Below are 17,809 nucleotides of genomic sequence, written 5' to 3'. Positions count from 1 at the left end.
AAAAAAATTATTATTTTTCTGAATATAATGATAATATGATATTTTTTAGTTTTTGATTGTGTTATTACAAAGAAAAAGGTAATTAAAATAAAAAAATTACGTTATTTAAACTTATCTGTTCGACCTAAAGAGGTGTTGAAAAAGCACTTATATTACTATATTATAGTAGGTGTAATACAACAAAAAGTATAAAATAAATTTATAAATATGGAGAAAAAGTATGAAGAATTTATTTAGTAGAAAAGAAATATTTTCAATAAGAAAATTTAGTATGGGAGTAGCTTCAGTAATAATAGCTTCAAGTCTAATTGTGTCATCTCAAGCTAATGTACAATTGTTGAAAGCAAAAGAAAATATAGAAGTGCAGGCTAATAAAGATATTAATATACGTGTCATAGAAAGAGATGGAGGAGCTGTAATTGAGCTAGCTGCAACTAAAGATTTAACAGATATAGATGTAAATGTAATGTTAAATGGAAATAGAGTAGCTTCATATCACATTGAAAATATAAAGGCTGGACAAAAAATAGATAAGAAAGTAACAAAAGAACAGCTAGAAAAAATTAAAAAATTGATATCGAATGGGCAAAAAACTTTACCTAACACAGCAATAGTGGAAAGAAGTGTTTCACAAACAATTAATATTGCAGGTAATAATTTAAGAGTAGATGTTAAGTATCATGTAGAAGATAATTCAGTGCCGGAAATAAAACCAGAAAAACCAGAGATGAAACCAAAGCCTGAGGTGAAACCAGAAAAACCAGAGATGGAACCAAAGCCTGAGGTGAAACCAGAGAAACCAGAAGTAACTCCAACGCCAGAAGTAAAACCAGAAAAACCAGAGGCAAAACCAACGCCAGAAGTAAAACCAGAAAAACCAGAGGCAAAACCAACGCCAGAAGTAAAACCAGAAAAACCAGAGGCAAAACCAAAGCCAGAAGTAAAACCAGAAAAACCAGAGGTGAAACCAACGCCAGAAGTAAAACCAGAGGAAAAACCAACCCCTGAGGTAAAACCAGAGAAACCAGAAGCAAAACCAACCCCTGAAGTAAAACCAGGACAACCAGAAGTAAAACCAGCGCCAGGAGTAAAACCGGAGAAACCAAAGGAAAAACCCACTCCTGAAGTAAAACCAGAGAAACTAGAGGTGAAACCAACTCCAGAAGTTAAACCGGAGAAACCAGAGATAAAACCAACGCCAGAAGTAAAACCAGAAAAACCAGAGGTGAAACCAACCCCTGAGGCAAAACCAGAGAAACCAAGTGACAATGTAAATACAACTAAACCTGTAGGAGAAGAAAATAATAAAAAAGATGAAGAAGTAATTATTAAAGACAAAAATCTAAGAAAATTGATAAATAAAAATATCGATACTTCGCGAGCTGATGACGAAAAAATTACTAGAAAAGAAATAGAGTCATTAAAAGAAATTAGTATGAGAGATATAAAAGATAATCCGATACTAAAAGCAAAATCTTTAAAAGATACTCCTGAATTTAAGTTTATTCAATCATATGGTATTACAAATTTATCTGGATTGGAAAATGCTGTGAATTTGGAAAAACTAGATTTAGGGGAAAATGAAATAAGTGATTTGTCACCTATAGCTAAATTAAACAAATTATTAAAACTTTCATTAATAAGAAATAGAATCTCTGATCTAACTCCTATTTCAGAATTAACGAATTTAGAGTATTTAGACTTATATGCAAATAAAATTGAGGATATTTCACCTTTAGCTAAACTGACTAATCTAAGACATTTGGATCTTCATAATAACAATAATCAAACAGGAGACCCAGTTCATCCAACTGTTAGTGGTGGTATTAATGATATCTCTGCAGTTAGAAATATGTCGAAACTAGAATTGTTGTCATTAGGAAGTAATAATATAACAGACATAACTCCTATAAAAAATTTAACTAATGTTAAAGATTTAGTGTTAAGTGGAAATCATATAAGTAATTATGAGGGGCTGGAACAGTATATTTCTGATATTTTAGCTAAGCAAATGTCAGGTGAAGGGAGTGTTAGTTTTGCAGGTCAAAGATTAAATTACGATAAAACAGTTGACGTTTCAAAAACTAATGTATCAATAGATAGTCCATTTAGAGGAATTAATGAGCTAGGAGAAAAAATAGCTAAAGTTTTTGAAAGTGATGAACCTGTTAATCTATTTTCAACAGTTACTACTAATGTAGAAGGAGTAAGTGCAACATACAATCGAGAAACTTCAAAATTTGATTTTACATTTACTGAAGAGTTTTTAAATAAAAATCAAGGTAAAGTAGTACCAATAGATTTAAAATTATCAGTTGATGACTATACTTGGAATATAAGAAATATTAAATTAAACATTAAAGAAAAAGTTGCTGAACCTAAAAAATTAGTCATTGATGATTTAGTTGTAACAAATGAAAATAAACCTGTAACTGATAAGCTAACATACATACTAGTTAACAAAAAAAATGACAATGAAGTAATTGAAAAAAATACTAATAAAGGAATGTTAAGTGGACTTGAACTTACTAAAGATGAAGTTTATACATTATCTCTAAATGATAATGAGAAATATCAGATGGAAGATATTGATGTAGTAGCAAAAGAAGAGGATGGATTCTCTGTATTATATAATGTAAAAACTAACGAAATAATACAAAATTTAGAAGTGAAAAAAATAGAAAAAGAGGAAACACCTGAGGATGATGTAGTTACATTGGATGGTATTACTGCAAAAGTGACTAATAGTTCAGGTGCTCCAATTAGTAATGTTCCATTTAGACTGTTTGAGTATGATGGTATTATTCCAAATATTGTAAAACAAGAAAAAACTGGTGAAGAAGGTACATTAACATTTACTGCTAATAAACTTAAACCTAATAAAAAGTATGAATTAAGAATTGAAAAAAGAGATTCAGCATTTAATAGAGAGAATGTTATATTTACAACTGATGAAGATGGAGAAATTGTAAGTATTGATAATAAAGCAGTTACCGAACAAACTACTGGAGTAATTGATTTTAAAGAAGAAAGAAAAAATGATAAAGAAATAAAAACAATTAAATCATATTATAAAGTAGTAGATGAGAATGGAAATCCTGTTGAGAATGTTGAATTGTCTGTAAATGGTATTAGAACGAAAATTACAACATTGAAAAATGCTAGATCTAATAAAAATGGTATTGTAGAGTTGGATTTAGAAACTAAAGTTAATGGTGTAGATTATATAGTAAATGTATCAAAAAATGACCAATTCAACTGGGAATTCAGACCTGATTCAGTGAATTTAAATGTTTCAGAAGAAGGGAAAATCTCATATAATGATTTGAATAAAAATTATATATTAGAAGATTATAATGGTACTAAGATTCCAGTATTTGTGGTGAAAAAAATAGATTTAAATTATTTAAAAACAGATTTAAAAGAAAAAATCAAAGAAGCGGAAGCAGAATTAGAAAAATCACCTAATAAAGAATTAAAAAATATTGTAAATTCAGCGAAAGAGGAACTTGCTAAATCAGAGACTTTACCAATTTATGTAAAAGGTTATATAGGAAACTTGACAACTGCATTAGAAAAAATTAAAAAATCAAAAGAAGATGAGAAACCACTTAAAAAAGGTACTATTCCTGAAATGTTAGTTAGAAACGGAAAAACTCCTGAATTAAGTGAGGTGACAGTTGAATTCATTAATAAAAATAATCCAAAAGATAAAGTTATCGCTACCAGTGAAAATGGTATGTTATCTAATGTTCAGTTAACTGTTGGAGAAGAATATATTATTAAGATAAAAGGAAGAGAAGATGAAGTATTCCATGATAATCTCGTATTAAAAGAAAAAGAGGGAGAATTTATTCCATATAAAGTAGGAACAGATGAATTTTATGATTCTATAGATTTAGGTGAATTAAAAAAAGAAGAAAAACCCAAAGAGGATTTAAGTAAAATACGCGGTGAACTTGAAAAATTAGTTAGCAGAGAATTAAGAACAGAAAAAGGTTATATCGCTAACGAAGGAAATCAACCAGCTAATAATGCGTGGATTTTTTCTAAAACAGAAGCAGAAAAAGTACTTAGAAATCCGAATGCCACTAAGGAACAATTAGAAAATGAAATAAAAAACCTTGCTAAAAGAACAAATGAAGCAATAGTAGGAAGTGAAAAAACAAAAGTTAAGAAATTAATTGTCGCATCAGATAAAGACAATGAAGATAAGTTAAAATTAAGAGCAGAATTAAATGCAGCCAAAACTATAGAAGAAGTTAAGGCTATTGCTGAAAAAATAGGAGGGAAAGTAACTCCCCCTGGTGAAGGGAATGTGGATTCTAAACCGGAAACTCATGAAGAAAATAATTCTGGAGCAAAACCAGAAAATCCCGAGGTGAGCAAACCTAATAAATTGGAAAATGAGGGGAATGTTTCAACAGGAAATAATAAAATAGTGTCTATTAAAGAAGCTATCGTTCAAAATAAATTGTCAGGTAAGGGTGGGTTATTATTACTTGATGTAGAAGTTAAAAATACAGATGTAAACAAAGTAGGACTCGTTGCTTATCGAGATGGTGTAAAAACAGAGAATGTAACAATAGATAAATTTTTAACTGAATCAACTAATAAAGTGAGTTACACTATTACTGTTCCAAAAAATGAAAGTGATAAAGAAGTAAATTACAAATTTGTAGCTACCGTAGATGGAAAAGAAACGGATAAATATTTAGAAAAAACACAAGAAGCATTTGTAAAAGATTCTAAAATAACAAATTATTCATTAGAAAATGAAGTTCTCCAAGGTAAAGGAGTAGGTACTTTAGTTTTAAAAGGGGATAATTTGACTACAAGTAATGTGAAAATAAGAGTATTTAATTCTGATTCGATAGAAGAAAATAGTTCATTAACAAGCAGTGTTGTTTATGAAAAACGCAATAATGATATTTTAGCGAAAATTAACTTCCCAGAAAATAATGAGAGTAGTTCAAAATCATATAAAATTAAAATTTATCAAAACGGTAAAGAGGTTAATATTACAACATTAGACAAAAGAGATAGACGAGATAAGCCCACATTTACGGTAGTGGGTAGAAATCAAGATAGTACAAAACCAGTATTATCAAATTTGACAATTACATCATATAGAACTAGTGGGACTGGTGCTGTGAATGACGGGATAGAAAAAACTGAAACAACTGTAGCATCGAATCAAGTTAGTAAAAAAACTGAAGTTCACCTTTACGGAGCTAATTTGAATGAAGTAAAAACAAAAGTTGAGATAGTTGACCAAAATGGAGTAGAGTGGCCTATAGAAGGAGCTGAGAGTGATCTTATTAAAATGGTTCTTGCAGGTAAGAGTGGTGTAAATAATGGTATTCTTGGAAATGGAACATTCCAAATTGCTGAAATAATTTTACCAGGTAATTTAAAAGAGAATATGAAATTCACTTATACTTTTGCGGTGGATGGAACAAATTTTGATACAACTCATAAAGTACACGCTATTGTTGAAAAGACAGGCGGACAAGTAGATCCAGTGGTAAAAACTATAACACTTAAATATCAAGATGAAACTGGTAAAAAGATTGCTGAAGATAAAGTATTAAAAGCATATAGTCACTTCCCAGTTTCAGTAGGGAAAGCTGACTTAACAGGGTATACATTTGTTAAAGTAAAAGATATTAGTGCACTTAATGATAGAATTGGAGAAAAAACAGAAATAATATATGTATATAAGAATTCTAATGGTGATTCAATGACAGCAGAAAAACCAAAAGTTGAAGATTCAAATAACGGAACACAGCCAGTGGTTAATGAAGATGTTAAGAAATTAAAAGAACAACTACAGAATCTTGTAGCAAAAGACCTAAGAACTGAATCTAATTATAAAATGCAAGGAACTGGAGAAGAAACTGCTTGGCTGAATTCAAGAAATAATGCAGAAAAAGTACTATCTAAGGCTGGCGCTGATAAAAATGAATTAGAGATAAGAATTAATAAATTATCTGCAGCTATAAAAACGCTTGAGAAAGCAAATGCTCAGAAAAATAGTAGTTCTGCAGAAGTAACACCTTCAAATAATAATTCAACTTCTATGACTGAAGAGTTGAAATTAGTTAAAGAGGAAGCTAAAAATAAGGTATTGAATTCTGAGTTTATTCAAGATAAAACAAAATATATCAAGAGAATCAAAGAAGCATCAACTGTTGAAGTATTAAAAGTACTTATCTCTGAAATAGAGAAACTAAATAACAACGAGGGTATAAAACCTAAAACTGAGGAGAATATATCAGAAACTACTGAACAACTGAAAGAGAAACTGCAAGCATTAGTAGATAATGATTTAATGAAAACTGACAAGTATACTCAGGCAGCCCCAGAATTAAAAACTGAATATAAAAAAGCAAGAGCTTTAGCTAGAAACTATTAAATGAAGATACTTCAAAAGAGGGGATAAAAGAACAAATACAAGTCTTAGAAACTGTTATTAAAAAAATCACAGCATAATAAAAATATCGACTGAAACTTAATTATTTCAGTCGATATTTTTTATATATTAATAAGTCTTAGTATTTTATCGTAATATGAGTAGTTATTTTCTAAGATATTTTTTTCTTCTTTTACAAGTTCAGGTTCATCGGTAATAATACCATCTGCAGGGCTTTGTAAGTATCTAGTAATTAAAGCTGGATCATTTATTGTCCAGACAAAAACTTTTTTGTTTTGTTTTTTAGCTTGTTCTACTAGACGGTCCCTATACGAGAAGTCTTCTATTACGAAAAAGTCGACGCTACTTTGTTGAAAGTTTCCAAATTGAAGAGGGATTACATAACCAGTTTCTAAATTTGGTGCTTTTGTTTCAAGGTCTTCCATAACTTTAGAATTAAGTGACATGAATTTATAATTTTCAAGTTTTAATCTTTTTATCTCTTTAATAAGGATGTCGACGTAGTTACTTGGTTCACCACCATGAGGTTTTAGTTCTATTACTAGATTCATATTTAAATCCTTAGCTTTATTTACAAATTCTTCTAAAGAAGGTATTTTACTAGTATGGTTTCCTTGTTTTATTTGTAGACCAACAACCTCATCGAACGTCATATCTTGAACTCGTTTATTAACACCTGCAAGTCTTTTAAGGTTATAGTCATGCATTACAACGAATTTATTGTCTTTAGTTAGCAATATATCTAATTCTACGTAATTAGCTCCGACTTCAGCCGCACCTTCAAGAGCTTCGATAGAATTTTCTACACCTTTATAGACATAACCTCTATGAGCGATTGTTTCACTATTTTTGTTGACTCCATTTCCATAAATATTAAAACCATTAATAATAGAAGCAAGAATAATTATTATAGTAGTAAAGGTTGCTACTAATCTCGATTTATTCTTATTTTCGTTAAGGTTATTTACTAGTTCTTCTGATATTTCATTTTGATCTATTAGTACAGTTACTAATGAAGTTATGACCGTTACTTTTGAAATTACTCCAAGAAAGAATATAATTGCACTTATTGCCGAGAAAAATAAGGTTTGAACTATAGGATTATTACCATCTTTGTCAATATAAATACATAAGAAGGTGATAACACCGATTAAAATTACTGCAATAATGATGTATATTATTTCAAATAAGATAATAGTGAATACAAGTTTTCTTTTACCGGTTTTTGTAAGTTCCCAACTTCTTTTAATACTATCGAGTATATTCTCATCACCAACAGCAGTTAGGGGTAATGTAAAAATCAACCTAAGATTGAGATAGGCGAAAACAATCATTATTATTCCCCAAATGATAAAACCACTATTTGTTTTCATTATTTCACTGCTAATAAACTTTGGAATGAAGAGATTTTTAGCAAGAACGGATCTTACACCTATATTTACTGTAGGAATAGTAATTATGAAATAAATTATAAAAAATAGAGTTTGAAAACCTGCCAAATTTTTTGTTTTATTCCATGCATTCTTTAAGATTTTTCGATATGAATATTTCTTATCTGTTAGTTGTCCGTATATTGTAAATGTCAGTATAGAAAATTCTATAAACATAAAAAATGCTACGATAAGTATTAAAAAATTGAGAATTATAAAACTATAGGGATTGGTTAGTATGTGAAGGATATTGTTTTTATCAAGATATTCTTCACCTGCCAGAGTAAGTGCTAGTTGAAAAACTCTAGCGATTAACCATAAACCACATACAAGAATTAGTTGAATTATAGCAGCTATTGAAATGTATGTGAATTTATATCGATTAATGTTTGTAAAAACACTAGTAAATAGATTTTTAATTGAAAAATCCATATAAGCCTCCTATTTTATAGTTATTAGATTATAACAAAAATAATACTTTGAAGCAAGGAAGTTACTATTTATAAAAAATTATGGTAACGTTACTTTTTTCTCTTGACAATTTGATATTAAGAGGTGTACAATAAAAAAGTAACGTTACCATTTGTATTTTGGTAAATGTTAAGAGTCATTATATTAAAATTTAAAAATATAAAGGAGAAAGAACTATGGACTTAAAAAAAGTTGTTAAAGAAGTTGTTGAACATAGTGGTGGTGAGGAAAACTTACGCTCTGTTGTTCACTGCGCAACTCGTCTTCGTTTAGAATTAAACGATGAAAAAAAATATAATAAAGAAAAATTAGAGGATATTGAAGGTGTTAAAGGTGTATTCTTTAATAATGGTCAGCTTCAATTAATCTTCGGAAGTGGTCTTGTTCAACAAGTTTACGCAGCATATAATGAAGTATTCAAAGGTGCTGCATCAAATAGTGAAGAAGATTCAAGTGAAACTGTTAAAAAACCAAAAGGAAATCCGCTTCAACGTTTCGTAAAAATGTTAAGTGATATTTTCGTTCCAATTATTCCAGCGATTGTTGCTGGTGGTCTTTTAATGGGTATCAATAACGTATTAACAGCTAAAGATTTATTCTACACTGGTAAATCAGTTATTGAAGCTAACCCAGGTATCGCAGGTCTAGCAGACATGGTTAACGTATTTGCTAATGCGCCGTTCGTATTCTTACCTGTATTAATTGGATTCTCTGCTACTAAACGTTTTGGTGGTAACCCATATCTTGGGGTAGCACTTGCGATGTTAATGGTTCACCCAGATGTAATGAACTTCTATACATTTGGTAAATTAGATCCATCTACAAACCAACTTCTTGCACCAGCTTTAGATATCGTTAACCAAAGTGGTCAAGCTGTAGAAGGTCTTCAAAGAGTTACAACTCTTGGGTACTGGGATGTATTCGGATTTAAGATCGCTAAAGTAGGATATCAAGGAACTGTATTACCGATTCTTGCAGCTGCTTGGTTATTAGCTACAATCGAAAAATTCTTACGTCGTGTAACTCCATCATGGTTAGATAACTTAACTACACCATTAATTTCATTATTCGTAACAGGATTCGTAACATTCGCATGGATGGGACCAGTACTTCGTGAAGCTGGTACTTTACTTGGTCAAGGATTACAGTGGTTATACATGCAAGGCGGATTCGTAGGAGCAGCAATCTTCGGTTTATTCTACGCACCAATCGTAATTACTGGATTACACCAAAGTTTTTCAGCTATCGAAACTCAACTACTAGCTGCAACAGGATTAACATTTATTTTCCCAATCGCATCTATGTCTAACGTAGCTCAAGGTGCAGCGGTTCTTGCAGTATTAGTATTCTCTAAAAACACAAAAATGAAATCAATCTCATCAGCATCTGGTATTTCTGCTTTACTAGGTATTACAGAGCCAGCTATGTTCGGGGTTAACTTAAGACTTAGATATCCATTCTACGGAGCTATTGCAGGAAGTGCAGTAGGAAGTGCATGGATTGGATTAAACAAAGTATTTGCATCAGCATTAGGTGCAGCTGGTCTTCCAGGATTCTTATCAATTCCTGCAAACCATTGGTCAACATTTGGTATTGGTTTAGCATTATCATTCATCGTTTCATTCTCAGTAACAGCATACTTCTTCAAAACTAAGAAGGAACTTGTAAATGCTAGCTAATAACTGGAAACAAAATCTTCATTTAGAACCTACTAAAGGTTGGCTAAACGATCCGAATGGATTAGCTTACTTTAAAGGTAAATATCATATTTTTCACCAATATTCTTATGAAGTAGAAGGTGGATTAAAACTATGGTATTACTATACTAGTAGTGACCTAAAAAATTATGAAGATCGTGGCGTATTCCTTACACCAACTATAGAAGAAGAAAAAAGTGGTGTTTATTCAGGGAGTGCCAATATAGAAGATGGGAAATTAGTCTTCTACTACACAGGAAATGTGAAATATAAAGGTGATTATGACTACGTTCATGAAGGACGTGGTCATAATACCATATCTTTTGAAACGGAAGATGGAATTAATTTTACTGAGAAAAAATGTCTGTTAACTACAGATGATTATCCTAATATGTCAAATCATGTTAGAGATCCTAAAATATTTGAAAAAAATGGAAAAAATTATTTAGTTCTTGGAGCTAGAGATAGCAATGATTATGGATGTTTATTAGTATTCGATAAGGATACTCTTAAACCATATAAAACTATTTACTCAGAAAAAAATCTAGGATTCATGTGGGAATGTCCAGATTATTTCGAAGTAGATGGTAAAGAAATTTTCATGTTCTCACCTCAGGGTATTACAAGAATGTATCCAAATTATGGAAATATGTACCAAATTGGATATTCTGTAGTTGAAGAGGGAATTGAGAATGTTGATAAATTAGATAACTTCACATTACTAGATTATGGACATGATTTTTATGCATCGCAAACATTTTTAGATGAAGATGATAATCGTGTGCTTATCGGTTGGATGTATGTACCAGATAGTAGCTATACTAATCCAACTACGAAGTTTGGTTATCAAAACTGTCTAACTGTTCCGCGTGTAGTAAATTACAAAGATGGTAAGGTTAGACAAACGTTACACAAATCGGTGAAAGATTTATTAGGTAACGATATTAAAACTAATGACTTTAACAAAAATACATGGTATTATAAACAAGAACATAGCGATAAGTTTGAAATTAGCGTAGCTGATTTTAAAGTAAGCTATGACAATAAAGAATTGAAAGTATCTTTTGGAACTAGTGGTTATGGAAGAGATGATAGAAAATATAAACTGGATTTAGAAAATGTGGAAATAGTATTTGATAGTTCATCTATTGAATTATTCGCAAATGAGGGATCTTTTGCACTTTCAACAAGATTTTATCCAGAAAATCATAATGTTAATATCTTAGCCACTGATTATTTAGCAAAAGAACTTGGAGCAATTGAAATTAGAGAGGAGAACTAAAATGGCAGTTTTATGTATAGGAGAAATGCTAATTGACTTTATTGGAGAAGGTGTAGGTACAATCGATAAAGTAAAATCGTTTAAAAAAGAGGCTGGTGGATGTGTAGCTAATGTGGCTTGCGTGGCACAAAAACTAGGACATAAGAGTTATTTATTAACATCATTAGGACAAGATGGTTTTGGTGATTTTCTAGAAAATACTTTAAAAAATGAGAATGTAGATTGTAAATATGTGAGTCGTAAAGCTGATAGTTTTACACCATTAGCATTTGTTTCTTTAGATGAAACTGGAGACCGTTCATTTAGTTTTTACTTTAAAGGTTCATCAACATTAAGAATTAGTAAAGAAGATGTTGAAAAAGTTGATTTATCTGAAATTGAAGCAATTCATTTCGCAAGTATCGCTATTCAAGAAGAATCAAAAGATAGCCATCACTTATTATTAAAAAAGGCTAAAGAAGCTGGAGTGTTAATTTCTTTTGATGTTAATTTACGATTCAATCTTTGGGATGATCACAAATTATATCTTGAAACTATTAAAGAATTCTTACCTTATGTTGATGTAATAAAAGTTGCTGATAACGAATTAGAATTCCTAACTAGAACTACTAATATCGAAGAAGCATTGAAAAAAGACTTCAGTCACATGAAAGTTGTTCTTTATACTAAAGGAGAGCATGGTGCGGAAGTTTATTATGAAAATCATAAAGTAGTGACTGAAATACCTAATATAAAAGCAGTTGATACTACTGGGGCAGGCGATGCGTTCGCAGGTTCATTCTTATCAAAATTATTAAATCATGAAGATCTAAATAATATTTCTGAAGAAGATTTAGCACAAATGGCTAAATTTGCGACAAACTACGCTAGTTTAACAACTACAAAAACAGGTGCAATTTCAAGTTACTTAACAGAAGAAGAATACAATAATTTAATATAATTTTTAAAAAATAAGTCCTAATTAGGGCTTATTTTTTTCCCTCAGGTAACACGATAGAATTTCTAAAAATATTTAGAATAATATTTTCTAAACAAAATAAATAAATAAATAAAGGGGGTTATTTACAGATTTAATAATAATAAACTAATATTATTTTATTTATTTTATATTTTAGAATATATAAAATATAAAATAAAAGTTAGAATTTATGATGTATATACATCGTAAATTAAAAAATAATTATTCAAATATAGTTTTAATTTTGTTATAATATGTTTATAGAAATAAATAAAGGGGGATATTCATGGAGAAATATTCATTAAGAAATGACTTCTTGGGGGAAGTTATTGGTTCATTTATATTAGTTCTTTTTGGAACGGGCTCTGTGGCAGCAGCGGTATTATATGATGCACATCAAAGTTTGTTCCAAATTGGTATGTTATGGGCATTTGCGGTTACTTTTGGTATATATATGACTAGAAATTTAAGTAATGCTCATTTTAATCCAGCAGTATCAGTAGCAATGGTTCTTACAGGTAGAATGAGTGCTAAAAGATTACCGACGTATATTGCTGGGCAATTTATCGGAGCGTTATTAGGTTCACTAGTGATGTATGGTATTTATAGCTCATCTATAGCTCAGTTTGAATCTAAAAAGAATATAGTACGTGGAACATTTGAATCAGTTGCTACTGCGAAAATGTTCGGAGAGTATTATAATCAACCGGGTGGTTATAACATTTCTATGCCAGTGGCATTTGCTACAGAAGCACTTGGAACGTTTTTATTAGTTTTAATTATATTCCTGTTTACTGAAGGTGCTAATGTAGGTAGACCAAGTGATAACATGGCTCCTGTACAAATAGGTTTAACTGTTGGATCATTACTATGTTTATTAGCGACAATTACTCAAGCTGGTATGAACCCTACTCGTGACTTTGCACCACGTTTAGTAGCTTGGGCATTTGGTTGGGGATCAGCGGCATTTCCAGATGCCAGCGGTGGTTTCTTCTGGGTTTATATACTAGGACCAATAGTTGGTGGAGTATTAGCTGGATACCTATTTACTAAAGTATTAGAACCAGCGTTAAAAAGACAAAATGAATTAAACAAATAATATAATAAGGTTAGAGGAGAAAAGAATTATGACAAACAAAACAGATTTAATTTTAGTAGGTGGATTTTTAGGAGCGGGGAAAACTAGTCTTCTATGGGAAGTTGCGAAACGTTTAAACGAAAAAGGACGTAAAGTAGGATTAATCACAAATGACCAGGCGAGTGAACTTGTTGATACTTCATTTTTAGAAACTAATAATGACATCGTTGAAGAAGTAAGTGGAAGTTGTTTCTGCTGTAACTTTGGTGGCTTTGCTAATGCAATTGCTCACCTACAAGAAGCAAATAACAGTGATATTATTTTAGCTGAACCAGTAGGAAGCTGTACTGACTTATCAGCAACTATTATGCAACCATTAAAAGAAAAATACAATGAACAAGTTAACTTGAAACAACTTACAGCATTAGCGGATCCAACTCGCTTAAAAGCAGTATTAAAAGATCATTCAAACCCTGGAGATTATATTATTTATAAACAATTCGAAGAAGCGGATGTTATCTTAATTAACAAAGTTGAATTATTATCAGAAGAAGAATTAGCTGCTTTAGTAGAAAAAACTAAAAAAGAATTTAATAATGAAAATGTTCTAACTGCAAGTGTAAAAACTGGAGAAGGTTTAGACGCGTGGTTCGATTACATTATTAATAGTGAAAAAGAAGTAGGAAGAAGAATTGTAGAAGTAGATTACGATACTTATGCTGATGGAGAAGCATTATTCGGATGGTTGAATGGAACTTATGCTATTGAAAAAGAAGAATCATTTGAAACATTAGCTACTGCATTTTTAGCTAACTTAGGAGAAAGATTTGACTCATTAAATCTAAACGTAGGTCATGTGAAATTCCTTCTACAAGGTAAAGAAGAAGGTTTAGTAGGAAATATTGTAGGTAAGAAAGAAACTGCAACACTACGTAAATTAGATAATGCAAGTGATAAAGTGTTCCTTACAGTTAATGCACGTGTAGAAGTTCACCCAGATAAATTAGTTGAAATCGTAAAAGAAGAGGTTGAACGAGTGTTTAACGTAGTTGGATACAAAGAAGAAACTTTAAATGCATTAATTCCTGGACGTCCAAATCCAACATTTAGATATAGAGAAATCGTTAAACTATAATTATAGAAAAAAATAAACTTCTATGATAGAATAAAGAATAAGTGATAGTTGCTTGAATCAGTTGATTCAAGCAACTATTTAATATGAAGGGATGGTGATAAAATGAATAGTAATATCAAAATAAGATTATCAGTTGATAACTTTTATGATAATATTTCTAAAAATAAACAAAAGACAAAAATTGATCCAAAACAACTGAGTAAATCACTAGGATATGATGAAAAAATTATTAATGAGTTTCCTGATGAGATAAATATGGGGCTTTCTTGCGGAAATCCAATTAACCACTTGAAAATTAAGGAAGGACAATCTTTAATTGATTTAGGGTGTGGAGCTGGAATGGATATTTTCATTACAAAGATGAAAAATCCAAAAGTAGGAACACTATATGGTTTAGATAGATTAGATTCAATGTTAGAAAAAGCTAAGAAAGTTAGGGATAACAAGAAATTTGATAATATTGAATTTATTAAAGGAGAACTAATAAATATTCCTTTAGAAGATAAATCAGTTGATAGAGTTATTAGTAACTGTGTTATCAACCTTGAGCCTGACAAGCAAAAAGTATATGATGAAATATATCGCATTTTAAAAGAAGATGGTATGTTTGTAATATCTGATATTATCTTGAAAAAGGAGTTACCATTAGAGTGGAAAAATTCTCAACAGATGCACTGCACTTGAGTGGCGGGTGCTCTTCTGGAAGAAGAGATGGTAGATATTATTAAAAAAGCTGGTTTCACGAAATTCCAAATCATTAATTCTGATGTAACAGATGAGTATGCAGAAAAATGGGGATATGGAAAAGGTATGAAAGATTACATACAAAGTGGACTGCTTATCGGAAGAAAATAATGTTGTTGGCTAACGAAGAAAGCGTTAGCCAATTTTTTTGACATATCTAGGCAAAATGGAGTAAAATGTATACAATAAAGTTATTATAACAAATATTTTTTATAAATAGTAAGAAAAATATTAAATAATAGCTATATTTTGGTATAATATATTATATAGATAGAAATGAATTTTAGTGAAAGTAGTTATTATAAGTAGAATTAATAATAGTTATAAATTCATATATTTTAAGGAAATTTACATAATAATTCAAACTAAAATTTTTGTTTAAACTTTATTTTAATTAATCTTTGTATAATTATTATGATATAAATTGTATATGATGGAAAGATATAGTGAGGAGTGGAAGACGATGAGGTTATTATTAGCCGAAGATGAAAGAGACTTAGCAGACGCTCTTGAAGCAATGCTAAAACACAACAATTACTCAGTTGATGTAGTAAATAACGGACAAGATGCATTAGATTATCTAATGTTAGATGACTATGATGGTGCAATTCTTGATGTTATGATGCCGCAGATGGATGGAGTAACTGTGGTGAAAAAACTAAGAGAGAATAAAAAAAGTACACCAGTATTATTACTTACAGCTAAATCAGAGATTGAAGATAAGGTGTATGGACTAGATAGTGGTGCAGATGATTATCTAACAAAACCATTTGTAACTAAGGAATTATTAGCGAGAGTTCGTTCTATGACTAGAAGACAGGCGACATTCACTAGTAATGTATTAGAATTAGGTAATGTAAGTTTAAGTAAGTATACGTTTGAATTAGCTACAGAAAAAGACAAAGTGAGACTATCAAATAAAGAATATCAAATGATGGAAATGTTGATGAGAAATCCTGGAAATGTGATTCAAACTGAACAATTTTTAGAAAGAATTTGGGGATATGATAGTGAGTCTGAAATTAACGTAGTTTGGGTTAATATTTCATATCTAAGAAAAAAATTAAAAGCTTTAGACGCAAATATCCATATTAAAGCTACTAGAAATGTTGGTTATACTTTGGAGATGATTGATGTTTAAGAGTCTTAGAAGAAAATTTATTACAACGGCTGTAGGGAGTGTAGCTGTGGTAATAGCTATTTTGGCTATTGCGTTAAACTTTATAAATTATTATAAATTAGAGGAGAGAATCGACACAACACTATTAGATGCTTCTAGATCTCAGGCATTGATTAAAATTTTCGCAGAAGATGGAGATGATTTAATAATTACAAAAAATTCATCTAGTACGACAGATTATAATGGTTTTTCTATTGCGAAGGTTGACGATTCTGGGAGGATAATTAAATCATATCGTGATGATACTTTAATACCTGATCAAGATGCTTTGCAAGGTAAAGTTATTGAAGCATTAAAAGCAGGGAAAACAAGTGGATTTATCGGTAGCTATAGATTCTTAAAGGCAGAAACTAATGTTGGTAATTTGATACTATTTTTAAATTGTCAACGTGAGTTAGATTCACATTATTCATTTGAAAAAAATAGTTTATTAATTTCTATTGGAGTTATAGCATCAGTATTTGTTTTAATTGTGTTAGTCTCTAAAAGAGTGATAGCACCAATTCAAGAAACTTACATAAAACAAAAACAATTTATAACAGGTGCGAGTCACGAACTGAAAACACCGTTAGCTATAATTAGTTCTAACGCTGATGTATTAGAGATGATGAATGGTGATTCAAAATGGACGCAAAATATACATAATCAAGTAGATCGTCTTACTAGTTTAGTTAATAGTTTAGTAGTATTTAGTAGAATGGAAGAAAAGGATACTGTAGAAAGATCAAGATTTGATTTGACAAGTGCATTGGAATCGAGAATTGAAGATTTTGATGAATTAGCAAACTTCCAGAAAAAAAATATCGTTACAGATGTAGATTCTAATCTGTACTATTTTGGAGAAGAAGCTTCAATAGTACAATTGATGGATATACTATTAGAAAATGCTATTAAATATGCACCAGAAGACAGCAGTATATCAGTTAGTCTTAAGAAAAATAGAAAATATGCTATTTTAAAAGTTTCTAATAAAGCTGAGGTTAAGAAAGGTGATTTAAGTAAAGTATTTGAGCGTTTTTATCGCTTAGATGAGTCAAGAAACAGCGCAATAAAAGGATACGGTATAGGATTATCTATGGCGCAACTTATTGCTGAAAAACACAAAGAAACAATTCGAGCATATGCACCAGAAGATGGAATCTTCAAAATAGAAATGCGTTTTACACTTGATGAAAGATTATAATAAAAGTTAATCTTCCAAGCCAATGAGGTTTGGGAGATTATTTTTTGTTTTAAATTAATATGTTTATCAATAATAAATATTATAGAAAAATTTGTAATTATAAAATAATAATGCTATAATCTATATAATAAATAGAAAGATATTAAAGATTCATAATATTGAAATAGAATCAGTTTTTATAGAGGAAAATAAAGGGGAAGAAATGATGTTTGACG

The 17,809-nt window shown here is 30.3% G+C and carries 11 protein-coding genes; 10 read left to right on the top strand and 1 reads right to left on the bottom strand.

What is annotated here, in order from left to right:
• Positions 1 to 220 precede the first annotated feature (220 nt).
• Positions 221 to 6,418, top strand: a complete 6,198-nt coding sequence (locus tag ACWOA3_RS04175) for a leucine-rich repeat domain-containing protein (protein ID WP_456884267.1) — start codon at positions 221 to 223, stop codon at positions 6,416 to 6,418.
• Between the two features lie 119 nt (positions 6,419 to 6,537).
• Here the strand turns inward: ACWOA3_RS04175 and ACWOA3_RS04170 are convergent, their stop codons facing one another.
• Complete coding sequence (locus ACWOA3_RS04170; RefSeq protein ID WP_456884266.1) at positions 6,538 to 8,298, bottom strand: glycerophosphoryl diester phosphodiesterase membrane domain-containing protein; 1,761 nt, start codon at positions 8,296 to 8,298, stop codon at positions 6,538 to 6,540.
• A 215-nt stretch (positions 8,299 to 8,513) separates the two neighbouring features.
• Here ACWOA3_RS04170 and ACWOA3_RS04165 point away from each other — a divergent pair, with 215 nt between their 5' ends.
• The 9 genes from ACWOA3_RS04165 (at position 8,514) to ACWOA3_RS04125 (ending at position 17,594) form a co-directional block, all read left to right on the top strand.
• Positions 8,514 to 10,016: a sucrose-specific PTS transporter subunit IIBC gene (locus ACWOA3_RS04165; RefSeq protein ID WP_456884264.1), complete on the top strand. Its 1,503-nt coding sequence runs from the start codon at positions 8,514 to 8,516 to the stop codon at positions 10,014 to 10,016.
• Positions 10,006 to 11,316: a GH32 C-terminal domain-containing protein gene (locus tag ACWOA3_RS04160; RefSeq protein ID WP_456884262.1), complete on the top strand. Its 1,311-nt coding sequence runs from the start codon at positions 10,006 to 10,008 to the stop codon at positions 11,314 to 11,316. The genes ACWOA3_RS04165 and ACWOA3_RS04160 overlap by 11 nt, the downstream gene beginning before the upstream one ends.
• 1 nt (position 11,317) lies before the next feature.
• The gene (locus tag ACWOA3_RS04155) at positions 11,318 to 12,256 is read left to right on the top strand and encodes a carbohydrate kinase family protein (RefSeq protein WP_456884261.1); all 939 of its coding nucleotides are present in this window, start codon (positions 11,318 to 11,320) and stop codon (positions 12,254 to 12,256) included.
• A 304-nt stretch (positions 12,257 to 12,560) separates the two neighbouring features.
• Positions 12,561 to 13,373, top strand: a complete 813-nt coding sequence (locus tag ACWOA3_RS04150) for an MIP/aquaporin family protein (RefSeq protein ID WP_456884259.1) — start codon at positions 12,561 to 12,563, stop codon at positions 13,371 to 13,373.
• Positions 13,374 to 13,401: 28 nt separating this feature from the next.
• The gene (locus tag ACWOA3_RS04145; protein WP_456884257.1) at positions 13,402 to 14,487 is read left to right on the top strand and encodes a GTP-binding protein; all 1,086 of its coding nucleotides are present in this window, start codon (positions 13,402 to 13,404) and stop codon (positions 14,485 to 14,487) included.
• A gap of 102 nt (positions 14,488 to 14,589) precedes the next feature.
• Complete coding sequence (locus ACWOA3_RS04140) at positions 14,590 to 15,171, top strand: methyltransferase domain-containing protein (RefSeq protein ID WP_003147204.1); 582 nt, start codon at positions 14,590 to 14,592, stop codon at positions 15,169 to 15,171.
• A 27-nt stretch (positions 15,172 to 15,198) separates the two neighbouring features.
• Positions 15,199 to 15,342 carry a hypothetical protein gene (locus ACWOA3_RS04135; RefSeq protein ID WP_035467073.1) on the top strand — a complete coding sequence of 48 codons (144 nt, stop codon included), beginning with the start codon at positions 15,199 to 15,201 and terminating at the stop codon, positions 15,340 to 15,342.
• Between the two features lie 352 nt (positions 15,343 to 15,694).
• Complete coding sequence (locus ACWOA3_RS04130; RefSeq protein WP_003147203.1) at positions 15,695 to 16,372, top strand: response regulator transcription factor; 678 nt, start codon at positions 15,695 to 15,697, stop codon at positions 16,370 to 16,372.
• Entirely contained in the window at positions 16,365 to 17,594 is a 1,230-nt protein-coding gene (locus tag ACWOA3_RS04125; RefSeq protein ID WP_442566017.1) for an ATP-binding protein, read from the top strand. The genes ACWOA3_RS04130 and ACWOA3_RS04125 overlap by 8 nt, the downstream gene beginning before the upstream one ends.
• Positions 17,595 to 17,809: the final 215 nt, after the last annotated feature.

This window comes from Gemella taiwanensis (assembly GCF_054054385.1).
Note: the sequence above shows the minus strand (reverse complement) of the source record. Positions and strands in the feature narration are given on the sequence as shown.

Bases quoted from the DNA above. Each gene is read 5' to 3' on its own strand.
- ACWOA3_RS04150 (WP_456884259.1), top strand. From the start codon at position 12,561: ATGGAGAAATATTCATTAAGAAATGACTTCTTGGGGGAAGTTATTGGT.
- ACWOA3_RS04175 (WP_456884267.1), top strand. From the start codon at position 221: ATGAAGAATTTATTTAGTAGAAAAGAAATATTTTCAATAAGAAAATTT.
- ACWOA3_RS04165 (WP_456884264.1), top strand. From the start codon at position 8,514: ATGGACTTAAAAAAAGTTGTTAAAGAAGTTGTTGAACATAGTGGTGGT.
- ACWOA3_RS04140 (WP_003147204.1), top strand. From the start codon at position 14,590: ATGAATAGTAATATCAAAATAAGATTATCAGTTGATAACTTTTATGAT.
- ACWOA3_RS04145 (WP_456884257.1), top strand. From the start codon at position 13,402: ATGACAAACAAAACAGATTTAATTTTAGTAGGTGGATTTTTAGGAGCG.
- ACWOA3_RS04155 (WP_456884261.1), top strand. From the start codon at position 11,318: ATGGCAGTTTTATGTATAGGAGAAATGCTAATTGACTTTATTGGAGAA.
- ACWOA3_RS04125 (WP_442566017.1), top strand. From the start codon at position 16,365: ATGTTTAAGAGTCTTAGAAGAAAATTTATTACAACGGCTGTAGGGAGT.
- ACWOA3_RS04170 (WP_456884266.1), bottom strand. From the start codon at position 8,298: ATGGATTTTTCAATTAAAAATCTATTTACTAGTGTTTTTACAAACATT.
- ACWOA3_RS04135 (WP_035467073.1), top strand. From the start codon at position 15,199: ATGGTAGATATTATTAAAAAAGCTGGTTTCACGAAATTCCAAATCATT.
- ACWOA3_RS04160 (WP_456884262.1), top strand. From the start codon at position 10,006: ATGCTAGCTAATAACTGGAAACAAAATCTTCATTTAGAACCTACTAAA.
- ACWOA3_RS04130 (WP_003147203.1), top strand. From the start codon at position 15,695: ATGAGGTTATTATTAGCCGAAGATGAAAGAGACTTAGCAGACGCTCTT.